The 13,028-nt window shown below is 68.5% G+C and carries 11 protein-coding genes and 1 tRNA gene; 11 read left to right on the forward strand and 1 reads right to left on the reverse strand.

The window, feature by feature from the left end; translation table 11 throughout:
* The first annotated feature begins 2 nt into the window (after window positions 1–2).
* The 4 genes from BM009_RS17800 to hemW all read left to right on the forward strand — a co-directional run bounded on the left by BM009_RS17800 (window position 3) and on the right by hemW (window position 6,019).
* Window positions 3–3,200 (forward strand): efflux RND transporter permease subunit, encoded by a 3,198-nt coding sequence (locus tag BM009_RS17800; protein ID WP_093298263.1) that lies wholly within the window; start codon window positions 3–5, stop codon window positions 3,198–3,200.
* Window positions 3,197–4,753, forward strand: coding sequence for an efflux transporter outer membrane subunit (locus BM009_RS17805; RefSeq protein WP_093298264.1), 1,557 nt, complete (start codon window positions 3,197–3,199; stop codon window positions 4,751–4,753). The genes BM009_RS17800 and BM009_RS17805 overlap by 4 nt, the downstream gene beginning before the upstream one ends.
* 38 nt (window positions 4,754–4,791) lie before the next feature.
* Window positions 4,792–4,865, forward strand: a tRNA-Gly gene (locus BM009_RS17810).
* An 11-nt stretch (window positions 4,866–4,876) separates the two neighbouring features.
* Window positions 4,877–6,019, forward strand: coding sequence for a radical SAM family heme chaperone HemW (hemW, locus tag BM009_RS17815; RefSeq protein ID WP_093298266.1), 1,143 nt, complete (start codon window positions 4,877–4,879; stop codon window positions 6,017–6,019).
* A gap of 196 nt (window positions 6,020–6,215) precedes the next feature.
* Here the strand turns inward: hemW and BM009_RS17820 are convergent, their stop codons facing one another.
* Complete coding sequence (locus BM009_RS17820) at window positions 6,216–7,415, reverse strand: penicillin-binding protein activator (RefSeq protein WP_093298267.1); 1,200 nt, start codon at window positions 7,413–7,415, stop codon at window positions 6,216–6,218.
* Window positions 7,416–7,426: 11 nt separating this feature from the next.
* On the opposite strand from BM009_RS17820, the gene rsmI reads away from it, so the two are divergent.
* From rsmI to sucD, 7 genes are all read left to right on the forward strand, one after another.
* Window positions 7,427–8,260: a 16S rRNA (cytidine(1402)-2'-O)-methyltransferase gene (rsmI, locus tag BM009_RS17825; protein WP_093298268.1), complete on the forward strand. Its 834-nt coding sequence runs from the start codon at window positions 7,427–7,429 to the stop codon at window positions 8,258–8,260.
* Between the two features lie 148 nt (window positions 8,261–8,408).
* Window positions 8,409–8,768 carry a YraN family protein gene (locus BM009_RS17830; RefSeq protein ID WP_093298270.1) on the forward strand — a complete coding sequence of 120 codons (360 nt, stop codon included), beginning with the start codon at window positions 8,409–8,411 and terminating at the stop codon, window positions 8,766–8,768.
* A gap of 31 nt (window positions 8,769–8,799) precedes the next feature.
* On the forward strand, window positions 8,800–9,753 hold the full coding sequence (gene gshB, locus BM009_RS17835) for a glutathione synthase (protein ID WP_093298271.1): 954 nt from the start codon (window positions 8,800–8,802) through the stop codon (window positions 9,751–9,753).
* A gap of 15 nt (window positions 9,754–9,768) precedes the next feature.
* Window positions 9,769–10,356 (forward strand): DedA family protein, encoded by a 588-nt coding sequence (locus BM009_RS17840; RefSeq protein WP_093298273.1) that lies wholly within the window; start codon window positions 9,769–9,771, stop codon window positions 10,354–10,356.
* Between the two features lie 223 nt (window positions 10,357–10,579).
* Window positions 10,580–11,542 (forward strand): malate dehydrogenase, encoded by a 963-nt coding sequence (gene mdh, locus BM009_RS17845; RefSeq protein ID WP_093298274.1) that lies wholly within the window; start codon window positions 10,580–10,582, stop codon window positions 11,540–11,542.
* Entirely contained in the window at window positions 11,512–12,114 is a 603-nt protein-coding gene (locus BM009_RS17850; protein ID WP_093298276.1) for a hypothetical protein, read from the forward strand. The genes mdh and BM009_RS17850 overlap by 31 nt, the downstream gene beginning before the upstream one ends.
* A complete protein-coding gene (gene sucD, locus BM009_RS17855; protein WP_093298277.1) occupies window positions 12,115–12,999 on the forward strand; it encodes a succinate--CoA ligase subunit alpha in 885 nt (294 codons plus the stop codon).
* The last annotated feature ends 29 nt before the right edge of the window (window positions 13,000–13,028 follow it).

The raw sequence follows: 13,028 nt of genomic DNA on the forward strand, positions 1-13,028 counted from the left end.
CCATGTCGCGCATCTTCATCGACCGGCCGATCTTCGCCTGGGTGCTCGCCATCATCGTGATGCTGATGGGGCTGGCGGCGATCTTCTCGCTGCCCATCGCGCAATATCCGGACATCGCGCCGCCGCAGGTCAATATCCGCGCCACCTACCCCGGCGCCTCGGCCGAGACGGTGCAGAACAGCGTCACCCAGGTGATCGAGCAGCAGCTGAGCGGCATCGACGGCCTGCTCTATTTCAGCAGCTCGTCCACTTCGCGCGGCCAGGTGACGATCTCGGCGACCTTCGAGAAGGGGACCAACCCGGACATCGCCCAGGTCCAGGTGCAGAACAAGGTGCAGCAAGCGCTGTCCCGCCTGCCCAGCCAGGTGCAGCAGCAGGGCCTGACCGTCACCAAGTCGAACCCCGACTTCCTGATGATCGTCGGCGTCTATGATTCGACCGACCAGAAGACCAATCTCGACGTCTCGGACTGGCTCGCCTCGAACTTGCAGGATCCGCTGTCGCGCATCGAGGGCGTGGGCGACACCAACGTGTTCGGCGCGCCCTATGCGATGCGCATCTGGCTCAACCCGGCGCGGCTCGCCAGCTACGGGCTGATCCCCAACGACATCATCACCGCGATCCAGGCGCAGAACACCGAAATCGCCGCCGGCGAGCTCGGCGGCCAGCCGATGCCGGACGAGCAGATGCTCAACGCGACGGTGACCTCGCAGTCGCGGCTGCAGACGCCCGAGCAGTTCGCCAACATCATCGTGAAGACCGATTCGACCGGTGCCGCGGTGAAGCTGCGCGACGTCGCGCGGGTCGAGCTCGGTTCGGACAATTACAACTCGTCGAGCCGGATCAACGGCCATCCGGGCGCCGGTCTCGCCATCTCGCTGTCGCCGGGCGCCGACGCGCTCAAGACCGCCGAATTGGTGAAGGCGCAGGTCGAGGCCGCCTCGAAGGGCTTCCCGCCCGGCTTCAAATACGCCTATGCCAACGACACCACCGGCTTCATCAAGCTCTCGATCGAGGAAGTGGTGAAGACGCTGGTCGAGGCGATCATCCTCGTCGTCATCGTGATGTTCGTGTTCCTGCAGAGCTGGCGCGCGACGCTGATCCCGGCGATCGCGGTGCCGGTGGTGCTGCTCGGTACCTTCGGCGTGTTCTACGCGCTCGGCTTCTCGATCAACACGCTGACGCTGTTCGGGCTCGTCCTCGCCATCGGCCTGCTCGTCGACGACGCGATCGTCGTCGTCGAGAATGTCGAGCGGCTGATGGAAGAAAATCCGGACATGACGCCGCGCGAGGCGACGATCCGGTCGATGGACGAAATCCAGGTTGCGCTGGTCGCGATCGCGCTGGTGCTCTCCGCGGTGTTCCTGCCGATGGCGTTCTTCGGCGGATCGACCGGCGTGATCTACCGCCAGTTCTCGGTGACGATCGTCTCGGCGATGGTGCTCTCCGTGCTGGTCGCGCTCGTGCTGAGCCCGGCGCTGACCGCGACGCTGCTCAAGCAGAAGAGCGAGGAAAAGGACATCGAGGAGACCTGGTTCGCCCGGAAATTTCCCTGGGTGGGACGCGGGCTGACCACGGCCAAGACCAAGTTCAACAACGGCTTCGACCGCGGCGTCGAGCGCTACACCGGCTGGGTGCAGGCGGTGATCGACCGCAAGTGGATCTTCCTGCTGGTCTATGTCGCGGTGTGCGCGGTCCTGGTGCTGATGTTCGTTCGCCTGCCCACCGGCTTCCTGCCGACCGAGGACCAGGGCGCCGCTTCGGTGCAGTTCCGCCTGCCCGCGGGCGCGACCATGTCGCGCACCAAGGAAATTCAGCTCGCGGTGGAAAAGTATTTCCTGACCAAGGAAGCCAAGAACGTCTCGGTGATGTTCTCGGTCGCCGGCGGCGGGGGCGGCGGCGTGAACGGCCAGAATACCGGCCAGGGCTTCATCAATCTCACCGACTGGTCGGATCGCAAGGGCAAGGACAACAGCGCCGACGGCATCGTCAATCGCGCGGCCGGCGCCTTCCGCAACTTCCGCGACGCGCAGGTCTTCGCGCTGGTGCCCCCGGCGATCCGCGGCCTCGGCCAGTCGACGGGCTTCACCATGGAGCTGCTCAACACCAGCGGCATGAGCCGCGACCAGTTCGTCGCCGCGCGCGACAAGCTGCTCGCCGCCGCCAATAGCGACCCGGAGCTGGCGCAGGTCCGCCTGACCGACCTGCCCGACGTCGCGACGCTCAAGGTCGATCTCGACCAGCAGAAGCTCGCCACGCTGGGCCTCGCCCAAGCCGACGTGAACTCGACGCTGTCGACCGCCTGGGGCGGCCGCTACGTCAACGACTTCATCGATCGCGGCCGGGTGAAGCGCGTCTATGTCCAGGGCGACGCGCCCTATCGCTCGGAGCCGAGCGACCTCGCCCAGTGGTTCGTGCGCAGCAGCAACGGCCAGATGGCGCCGTTCACCTCCTTCTCGTCGACCAGCTGGGCGACGGCGCCGACCTCGATGGCGCGGTTCAACGGCGTCCAGTCGTTCGAGTTCAGCGGCCAGGCAGCACCGGGCAAGAGCTCGGGCGAAGCGATGAAGCGCATCGCCGAGCTCGCCGCGCAGATCCCCGGCACCAGCGTCGCCTGGGCAGGGCTCTCCTATCAGGAGCGGCTCTCCTCGGGCCAGGCGCCGCTCCTGTACGGCGTGTCGCTGCTCGTCGTGTTCCTGTGCCTTGCGGCGCTGTACGAGAGCTGGTCGATCCCGATCGCGGTGCTGCTCGTCATCCCGCTCGGCCTGGTCGGCGCGATCTTCGCGGTGACGCTGCGCGGGCTCCAGAACGACGTGTACCTGCAGATCGGCCTGCTGACGACGATGGGCCTGGCCGCCAAGAACGCGATCCTGATGATCGAGTTCGCCGAGCAGGCCGAGAAGCAGGGCAAGCGGGTGATCGAAGCGGCGCTGGATGCGGCCCGCATCCGTCTCCGCCCGATCCTGATGACCAGCCTCGCCTTCATCTTCGGCGTGCTGCCGCTGGCGATCTCCACGGGTGCCGGTGCCAACAGCCGCATCGCGATCGGCACCTCGGTGATCGGCGGCATGCTGACCGCAACGATCCTTGCCATCTTCTACATCCCGCTGTTCTTCGTGCTCGTCCGCCGCGGCGTGCGCGACGGGCTGGCCGCGCTGCGCAACCGCCGCCATCGCAACACCCCGGAGGCCCAGGCATGAAGCGCGCGCTGACGCTCCTCACCACCGCCGCGCTCGCCGGCTGCTCGATGGCGCCGAAGGACGTGCGCCCGGCCGCCCCGGTGCCGCCGAGCTGGCCGGTGGGCGATTCCTACCTGCGCACGAGCGAGGCGACCCTGCCCGCGCTCACCTGGCGCGAGGTGTTCCGCGATGCGCGGCTGCAGAAGCTGATCGAGCAGGCGCTCGCCAACAATCGCGACCTGCGCGTGGCGGCGGCGAACATCGCGGCGGCGCGGGCGCAGTACCGCATCCAGCGCGGCGCGCAGTTCCCCGAGGTCGACGCCAGCCTCGGCATCACCGAGCGGCGCGGCAATGCGACGACGAACGGCACCGGGCTGGGCAATACCGGCACGGGAACCGGGACCGGGACCGGCACGGGAACAGGCACGAACACGGGCGGCACCGGCACGGTGGTCAACACCGGCGCCAACGGCACCGCGCTACGCACCAACTATTCCACCCAAGTGGGCATCACCGGGTTCGAGCTGGACCTGTTCGGCCGCCTTGCGTCGCTCACCCGCGTCCAGCAGGACAATTATTTCGCCACCGAAGCCGGCGCGCGCGCAACCCGGCTGACATTGGTCGGCGACATCGCCACGGCGTGGCTCAACTATGCCTCGGACGCGAGCCTGCTCGAGGTCGCCCGGCAGACCGCCAAGAGCGCCGAGGACAGCGTCCGCCTCACCCGCGCCCGGCTGGAGGGCGGCGTCGCGCCCCGCACCGATCTGCGCCAGGCCGAGCAGACGCTCGCCACCGCACAGAACGACGTTGCCCGCCAGACCAGCGCGCTCGCCCAGGACGTCAACGCGCTGCGCCTGCTCGCCGGGTCGGAGGTCGACCCCGCACTGCTCCCCGCCTCGATCGAGCAGGCGGCCCCCACCATCGCGGCGGTGCCGGCCGGGCTCGATTCGAGCATCCTGCTGCGCCGCCCGGACGTGGTGCAGGCCGAATATCAGCTGCGCGCCGCCAACGCCCAGATCGGGGCGGCGCGCGCGGCGCTGTTCCCACGGATCAGCCTGACCAGCGTGCTCGGCTTCGCCAGCACTGCGCTGTCCAGCCTGTTCGACGGCGACGCGTTCAACTGGCAGGCGGGCGGCACTGCCAGCTACGCGATCTTCCGCGGCGGCGCGGGCCGCGCCAACGTCCAGCTGAGCGAAGCGCAGCAGCAGGCGCAGCTCGCCAATTACGAGCGCGCGATCCAGACCGCGTTCCGCGACGTCGCCAATGCGCTCGCGGTGCGTGGCACGATCGACGCGCAGATCCGCGCGACCCAGCTGCAGGAAGAGGCCGCGGCCGACACCTACCGGCTGAGCGAGGCGCGCTATCGCGGCGGCATCGACACCTTCCTGCAAAGCCTCGTCTCGCAGCGCTCGCTCTATGCGGCGCAGCAGCAGCTGGTGACGGTGCAACTCACCGCGGCGACCAACCGCGTGAACCTGTACCGCGCACTCGGCGGCGATTCGCAGCTCGAGGTGACGCGCGACGGGCCGCAGCCGGTGGACGGCTCGGCGCCCACCGCTAATCCGGGCGGTTGACCGCACGCCCCTGCTTGTGGCAGGCGCATGCGCAGCGGGCGGGTATAGCACAATGGTAGTGCAGCAGCCTTCCAAGCTGAATACGCGGGTTCGATTCCCGCTACCCGCTCCATTTTACACCCCATGACACATGATCTCGCCCCGCTCGCACTCTATGTGCATTGGCCGTTCTGCGTGTCCAAATGCCCCTATTGCGACTTCAACAGCCATGTCCGCGAGAGCGTCGACCAGGCGCGGTGGCGCGATGCGCTGCTGGCGGACCTCGCCCATGAGGCGGCGGCGCTGCCCGGGCGGCGGCTGGGCTCGATCTTCTTCGGTGGCGGCACGCCCTCGCTGATGCCACCGGAGACGGTCGCCGCGATCATCGATGCGGCCGCCAAGGCCTGGACGTTCGAGGACGGTGTCGAGATCACGCTGGAGGCGAACCCCTCCTCGGTCGAGGCCGCACGCTTTGCCGACATCGCAAGGGCCGGGGTCAATCGCGTGTCGCTGGGGCTGCAGGCGCTCGACGACGAGGCACTGGTCTTCCTCGGCCGCGCACACGGCGTCGACGAAGGGCTGGCGGCGCTGGCGACGGCACAGGCCGCATTCCAGCGGGTTAGCTTCGACCTGATCTATGCGCGACCCGGCCAGTCGCTGGAGGCGTGGGAAGCCGAGTTGCGCCGCGCGATCGGCTTCGGCACCGAGCATCTCTCGCTCTACCAGCTCACCATCGAGCCGGGCACGCGCTTCGCGACGCTGGCGGCCAAGGGCCAGCTGACGATTCCCGATGCCGACATGGGCGCCGACCTGTTCGAGATGACGCGGGCGATCACCGCGGCGGCGGGGCTGCCCGCCTATGAAATCTCCAACCACGCCCGCCCCGGCGCGGAGAGCCGGCACAACCTCACCTATTGGCGCTACCGCGACTATGCTGGGGTCGGGCCGGGCGCGCATGGCCGGCGCGGCGGGCTGGCGACGCTGCGCCACAAGAAGCCCGAGAACTGGCTGGCCGCGCTGGCCCGCAACGGCCATGGGATGGAGCGCGAAGACCAGCTCGACCCCGCCGATCGCGCGATCGAGGCGCTGCTGATGGGGCTCCGCATCGGCGAAGGCGTGGACCTGGAGCGCATTGCCGTGCTGGCGGACGGGACGCCGCCGATCGACGCGAGGGCGCTCGACCGTATCGTGCAGCAAGGGCTGGCCGAGCGCGAGGGCAACCGGCTCCGGGTCACCGAGGCCGGCATGCCCGTGCTCGAAGCGATCCTCCGCGAAATCGTGGCCTAGGCGCCTGCCACCCTTACCCTTTCGGCGCTTCGCGCCTCCCTCCCTCTCCCAGAGGGAGAGGGAATAAGCGCCCTCTCCCTCTGGGAGAGGAGCATCGGGTGAACAGCGCACCGCGCTGTTCAGGCCCTGCCGGGGGCAGGGCCGACCCGATGCTGACCCGCCGCCGGAGGCGGTGGGGAGGGTGAGGGTGAATGCCTTACTGCGCGCTGGCCGGCGCCGCCGACACGGTGACGATCGACCCGTCGCGCACTTCCTGCACCTCCAGCGCGCGGGCGGCGACGCCGTCGCGGCCGAAGCGGAAGGCGCCGTCGACGCCGCCGAAATCATGGTCGACCAGCATCGAGGCCGGGAAGTCGGTGTTGTTCTTCCAGTCGCGGGCGATGCGCACCGTCAGCAGCACCGCATCATAGCCCAGCGCCGAGAGGCGGTAGGGCGCCGCGCCGAAGCGGTTGCGGTACTTCACTGCATATTGGCGATAGACGCCGTCGGGCACGCTCGCGAACCAGGAGCCGTTGAGCACCGGACGGCTGGCGATGGCCGAATCGGTGTTCCACAGCTCGGTGCCGAGCACGCGCGCCGCCTTGCCCGCCCCCGAGCGGCGGATCGCCGGCACCGCCAGCGTCGCCGAACCGGCGCTGCCCGCGATCAGGATCGCCTGATAGGGCACGCCCGACAGCCTGGCGATCGCGGCGTTCATCGACCCCGGCCTTGCGTCGTAATTCTGCATCGACAGCACCTTGCCGCCGGCACTCTCCACAGCGCGGAGGAAGGCGGTCGAGCTGCGCTGGCCATAGACGCCCGAGGGAATCAGCCCGGCGAACTGGGTGATGCCGTTGCCCTTGGCATAGTCGACCACGCGCTCGATCGACTGGGTCGGCGAATAGCCGAGCAGGTAGACGCCGTTGCCGGCGGCACTCGCGTCGTTCGAGAAGCTGAGCACCGGCACCCGCGCCTTGCGGGCGATCGGCGCGACCGCCCGGGCATCCTCGCCGAGCAGGGGGCCGAGGATCAGCTTGTTGCCTTCCGCCACCGCACGCTCGGCCGCGGCGATTGCCCCGCCCGGACCGGCGGTATCGTAGCTGGTGATGCGGATCGCATCGGTGTTGGTGTCGAGGATCGCCAGCTGGGTCGCGTTCTGCAGCGAGCGGCCGAGCCCGGCATTGGTGCCGGTCAGCGGCACCAGAAGTGCTACGCGGTGGCGCGCGACATCCTGCGGCAGTCCCTGCTGAATCGGGGTGCTGGGCCGCTCGGCCGGGCGCTCGGCGGGCGCGGTCGGCGCGGTCGGCGGACCGCCGCGCGGCGCAACGCAGGCGCTGGCCAGCAGGGCGAGACCGGTCACGGCCAAACGAAGGGACGCGATGCGTCCCGGTTGCGATCTGCCGCTGCCCTCTGCCATGACACTCCCCGATGGAAAACACGCTTGCGCCCGGCCTCTATATCGTCGCCACCCCGATCGGCAATCTCGGTGACCTGTCGCCGCGCGCCAGCATGATACTCTCACAAGCCCATGTGGTTGCAGTGGAAGACAGTCGCGTGACCGCCGGGCTGCTTCGCCACATCGGGGTGAAGCGGCCGATGCAGCCTTATCACGACCATAATGCCGATGCCGTCCGCCCCGGCCTGATCGCGCGCATGGGCAGCGAGGCGGTGGCGTTGGTGTCGGACGCGGGGACGCCGCTGATCTCCGATCCCGGCTACAAGCTGGTCCGCGACGCCCGCGCGGCGGGCCACACCGTGGTGACGATCCCCGGCCCCTGCGCCGCGATCGCCGCGCTGACCCTGGCGGGCTTGCCCACCGACCGCTTCTTCTTCCTCGGCTTCCTGCCGAGCAAGGCGCATGCGCGGTCGGAAGCGATCGCCGAGGTCGCGGCGATCAAGGCGACGCTGGTGCTGTACGAATCGGGCCCGCGCCTCTCCGCCTGCCTGTCGGCGCTCGCCGAGGGGCTGGGCGACCGCGAGGCCGGCGTCGCGCGCGAGATCACCAAGAAGTTCGAGGAGTGCGTGACCGGCACGCTTTCCACGCTCGCCGCGCGCTATGCCGAGGCGCCGCCCAAGGGCGAGATCGTCATCATCGTAGGCCCGCCCGGCGAAGCCCCGCCCGCGACGCTGGAAGACGGCGAGGCGGCGCTGGTCGAGGCGCTCACCCGCCTGCCCGCCTCCAAGGCGGCGGGCGAAGTCGCCAAGAAGCTGGGGCTGGACCGCAAGGCGCTCTACGCCCGCGCGATGGAACTAAAGGGGTGATCTCCCGGCTTCCCCTCCTCAACGTCATCCCCGCGAAGGCGCGGATCCATTGGCGCTGGTGCCGCGGCTCTTTCCCCCAGCGTCACGGCGAATGGATTCCCGCCTTCGCGGGAATGACGACTGGTTGTGCGTCGACGTGCGGGACCAGATGAAGAGCCCCAAGCGCCAGGCCGCCGAGCTGCGCGGCCGCGACGGCGAGCGTCGCGCCGCCTGGTGGCTGTGGCTGCGCGGCTGGCGAATTCTCGACCAGCGCGTGCGCACCCCCGCCGGCGAAGTCGACATCGTCGCACGGCGCGGCAGCCTCGTCGCGTTCGTCGAGGTGAAGACCCGCAAGACCGCCGCCGAACTCGATTTCGCCATCGACGAACGCCGCCTCGCCCGCGTCGCCGCCGCCGCCGAGCTGCTGATGCCGCGCTATGCCGGGCCGGGCGACGATATCCGCGTCGACGTGATCCTCATTGCCCCGCGCACGCTGCCTCGCCATATCGAGAACGCCTGGATCGGGTGACCTAGCCCGGCAAGACACCCAAGGAGGCCGCATGCTTACCGTCGCCGTGCAGATGGACCCGCTCGATTCGATCAACATCGCAGGCGATTCGACCTTCGCGCTGATGCTCTCCGCCCAGGCGCGCGGCCACCGGCTGTTTCATTATGCCCCCGAGGACCTGAACTACAGCGCGGGCCGCGTGTGGACCAAGGCCCATTCGGTGACGGTGCAGCGCGTCGCAGGCAACCACTTCAGCTTCGGCGATTCGGTCAGCCTCGATCTCGGCGACGAGGCGGACGTGGTGCTGATGCGCCAGGACCCGCCCTTCGACCTCGGCTATATCACCGCCACCCACCTGCTCGAGCGCATCGCCGACCGCACGCTGGTGGTGAACGACCCCGCGCAGGTCCGCAACGCGCCGGAAAAAGTGTGGGTGCTCGATTTCGCGCAGTTCATGCCGCCGACGCTGGTCACCCGCTCGGTCGACGAGGCCCAGGCCTTCCTTGCCGAGCATGGCGAGATCGTCGTCAAGCCGCTGCACGGCAATGGCGGCAAGGCGATCTTCAAGATCGGCCGCGACGGCGCCAACCTCTCCTCGCTGATCGAGGTGTTCAACACCGCCTATCGCGAACCGCACATGGTGCAGGCCTTCCTCCCCGACATCGCCAAGGGCGACAAGCGCATCGTGCTGGTCGACGGCGAAGTGGCCGGCGCGATCAACCGGCTGCCCGGCGAGGGCGAGATCCGCTCCAACCTCGCGGTCGGCGGATCGGCGGCGAAGACCGAGCTGACCGACAAGGAGCAGGAAATCTGCGCCGTACTGGGGCCCGAACTCAAGAAGCGCGGGCTCCTTTTCGTCGGCATCGACGTTATCGGCGGGCAATGGCTGACCGAAATCAACGTCACTTCGCCCACGGGTATCGTCGCGATCGACCGGTTCAACGGCACCGACACGGCGGGCATGATCTGGGATGCGATCGAGCGCCGGGTCGCCGCACGCGGCTGATCGGGGCCTGACGCGATGGCGGTGATCCTCGGCTGGGGCTATTGGGGCATCTTCCTGCTGATGGTGCTGGAGAACGTCATCCCCCCGGTCCCCTCCGAGGCGATCATGGGGATGGCGGGCATCGGCGCGGCGCGCGGGCATTTCGATCCCGTGCTGCTGGTGCTGGTCGGCACGCTCGGCACCGTGGTCGGCAATCTCTTCTGGTGGGAGATCGGGCGGCGGCTCGGCTATGAGCGGCTGCAGCCCTTCGTCGCGCGCTGGGGGCGCTGGCTGACCGTCGAGTGGCACGATGTCGAGCGGTTCAAGGGCTATTTCGATCGCTGGGGCGGCCCCACCATCTTCGTGTTCCGCTTCATGCCCTTCGGGCGCACGATCATCTCGCTGCCCGCCGGGCTGATGCACATGCCCTTCTGGAAATTCTGCCTCTACACCGCCGCCGGGAGCGCGCTGTGGAACGCCGCGCTGGTCGGTGTCGGCTACGGCCTGGGCTCGGCCATCGCCGAGATCGATCGCTTCGTAACGCCCGCAATCGTGATCGGCGTGGTTGCGATGCTGATCTTCTATATTTGGCGTGTACTTACCTGGAAGCCGCGCGCGGCCTAGCCGCTGGCGAGGCACCGCCGCGACTGCCCCACCGAACGTCGCCAGGACCCACGCAAATCCGCGCAAATCGCGCACTATTGCTCTTGCGAACGAATTGCAAAGATATTCCTGCCCCTAAGCCGAATCCCGGGTTGCAGCCTCGCTATTATAGGCCTATCCCGCCCTCGCTTTCGCGGCGCATGTTCACGCGACCGCTTTGCTTGGAACCAACCAAGGAGATTCCATGGCCCGCAAGAAGATCGCGCTGATCGGCTCCGGCATGATCGGTGGCACGCTCGCGCACCTCGCCGCCATCAAGGAACTGGGCGACATCGTCCTTTTCGACATCGCTGAAGGCACCCCGCAGGGCAAGGCGCTCGACATCGCGCAGTCCGGCCCCGTCGAAGGCTTCGACGCCAACCTCAAGGGCGCCAACAGCTACGAGGATATTGCGGGCGCCGACGTCTGCATCGTCACCGCCGGCATCCCGCGCAAGCCGGGCATGAGCCGCGACGACCTGCTCAAGACCAACCTGGGCGTGATGAAGGCCGTGGGCGAAGGCATCGCCGCGCACGCGCCCGATGCCTTCGTGATCTGCATCACCAACCCGCTCGACGCGATGGTGTGGGCGCTCCGCGAGTTCTCGGGCCTGCCGCACCAGAAGGTCGTCGGCATGGCCGGCGTGCTGGACTCGGCGCGCTTCCGCCACTTCCTCGCCGAAGAGTTCAACGTCTCGGTCGAGGACGTCACCGCCTTCGTGCTCGGCGGCCACGGCGACACCATGGTTCCGGTGATCGAGTATTCGACCGTCGCCGGCATCCCGGTGCCCGACCTGATCAAGATGGGCTGGTCCACCCAGGAGCGCATCGACGCCATCGTCGCCCGCACCCGTTCGGGCGGCGGCGAGATCGTCGCGCTGCTCAAGACCGGCTCGGCCTTCTATGCCCCGGCGACCAGCGCGATCGCGATGGCCGAGAGCTATCTGAAGGACAAGAAGCGCCTGCTTCCCTGCGCCGCGCACCTCACCGGCCAGTACGGCGTCGACAACATGTATGTCGGCGTGCCGATCGTGATCGGCAAGGACGGCGTCGAGCGCATCGTCGAGATCGAGCTGAACCCCACGGCGAAGCAGAATTTCGACGTCTCGGTCGACGCGGTCAAGGAACTGGTCGCGGCATGCAAGTCGATCGACTCCTCGCTCGCCTGATCCTGCCCGCGCTCGTCGCGGTGCCGGGCGTCGCTTCCGCACAGGAAGCGGTCGCCACGGCACCGACCGAGCCGGTGGCGCTGTTCCGTGCGGTGTGCATGGGCGGCAGCGCCCGGTTGACTCGTGGCATGGCGGAGCCGGCGACCTATGCGACGCTGCCGCTGCCCGCGCAGCGCGCGATCGGCATCGGCGCCGCCGCGACCGCCAATGCCGCCGATGCGCTTAAGGCGCCCGCCCCCGAGCCGGCCAAGGTGCCCAACAGCATCTACCGCATCGCCGGCGGCAACACCTATCTGTTCGTCCCCAAGGCCGGCACCGGCACGGGCACCCTCGCCGAAAGCTGCATGGTCCTGTGGATCGGCGGCGGCGACGATTATCTCGCGGCCCGCAGGATCGTGCTGCCGAGCGAGGAAAAGGTGCCGCTCTATGCGCGCCCCGAATCCAAGCCCGACCGCGCGACCTTCACGGCCGCTTCGTTCGGAACGACGCAATATTCGCTCGCCACGTTCGGCGGCTGGATTGCGCTGCGCTCCTTTACCCCTCCTCCCAGCGACCCGGAAAAGGCGAACTGAATGAGCATCCTCGTCGACAAGAACACCAAGGTCATCGTCCAGGGGATGACCGGTGCCACCGGCACGTTCCACACCGAGCAGGCGCTTGCCTATGGCACGCAGATGGTCGGCGGCGTCACCCCCGGCAAGGGCGGTAGCACGCATATCGGCCTGCCCGTGTACGACACGGTCGCCGAAGCCAAGGAAAAGACCGGCGCCGATGCCAGCGTGATCTACGTGCCGCCCCCCTTCGCGGCGGACTCGATCCTCGAGGCGATCGACGCCGAGATCCCGCTGATCGTCGCGATCACCGAAGGCATTCCGGTGCTGGACATGGTGAAGGTGAAGCGTGCGCTTTCCGGCTCCAAGTCGCGCCTGATCGGCCCGAACTGCCCGGGCGTGCTGACGCCGGGCGAGTGCAAGATCGGCATCATGCCGGGCTCGATCTTCTCCAAGGGCTCGGTGGGCGTCGTGTCGCGCTCGGGCACCCTCACCTATGAGGCGGTGTTCCAGACCACCAATGCGGGCCTGGGCCAGACCACCGCGGTGGGTATCGGCGGTGATCCGGTCAACGGCACCAACTTCATCGACGTGCTGGAGCTGTTCCTGGCCGACGAAGCCACCCAGTCGATCATCATGATCGGCGAGATCGGCGGCTCGGCGGAAGAAGAAGCCGCCCAGTTCCTGATCGACGAGGCCAAGCGTGGCCGCAAGAAGCCGATGGCCGGCTTCATCGCGGGCCGCACCGCGCCTCCGGGCCGCCGCATGGGCCATGCCGGCGCGATCGTCTCGGGCGGCCAGGGCGGTGCCGAAGACAAGATCGCGGCGATGGAAGCCGCCGGCATCCGCGTCTCCCCCAGCCCCTCGCTGCTCGGCGAGACGCTGCTGGAAGCGCTGAAGGGCTAAACTGCAACGGTAGCGCTCCTATATAGGTG

The organism is Sphingomonas sp. NFR04 (assembly GCF_900114095.1).
Lineage (GTDB): Bacteria > Pseudomonadota > Alphaproteobacteria > Sphingomonadales > Sphingomonadaceae > Sphingomonas.